We start from the raw sequence: 466 nt of genomic DNA, 5'->3' as shown, positions 1-466 counted from the left end.
TCATCGCTGACAAGTCGTTCATAACACTTTTTCTTCACTTTTGAAAAGTGAAAATAAATTTGGAGCCTGGCGATGTCCTACTCTCACATGGGGAAGCCCCACACTACCATCGGCGCTATTGTGTTTCACTTCTGAGTTCGGCATGGAATCAGGTGGGTCCACAATGCTATGGTCGCCAAGCAAAATTTTGCTTTTACTTTCAGCTTTTTTAAAAGCTGAAGGCAAAATAATCTGGAAAGCTTATTAAAAGTGTTGTCTCTTCAAACTCATTCAAGCGTTTGTATTTTTGAGTCCATCAAAACCCCTTGGGTGTTGTATGGTTAAGCCTCACGGGCAATTAGTACAGGTTAGCTCAACGCCTCACAGCGCTTACACACCCTGCCTATCAACGTTCTAGTCTTGAACAACCCTTTAGGACACTTAAAGTGTCAGGGAAAACTCATCTCAGGGCTCGCTTCCCGCTTAG

2 rRNA genes are annotated in these 466 nt (G+C 43.6%); both read right to left on the bottom strand.

Going from position 1 to position 466, the window contains the following annotated elements:
• Window positions 1-64: 64 nt before the first annotated feature.
• Window positions 65-180: ribosomal RNA gene (gene rrf / locus A3712_RS24040) — 5S ribosomal RNA — on the bottom strand.
• Between the two features lie 136 nt (window positions 181-316).
• A 23S ribosomal RNA gene (locus A3712_RS24035) occupies window positions 317-466 on the bottom strand; the annotation flags it as partial.

Source organism: Vibrio sp. HI00D65 (assembly GCF_001635455.1).
GTDB lineage: Bacteria > Pseudomonadota > Gammaproteobacteria > Enterobacterales > Vibrionaceae > Vibrio.
Note: the sequence above shows the minus strand (reverse complement) of the source record. Positions and strands in the feature narration are given on the sequence as shown.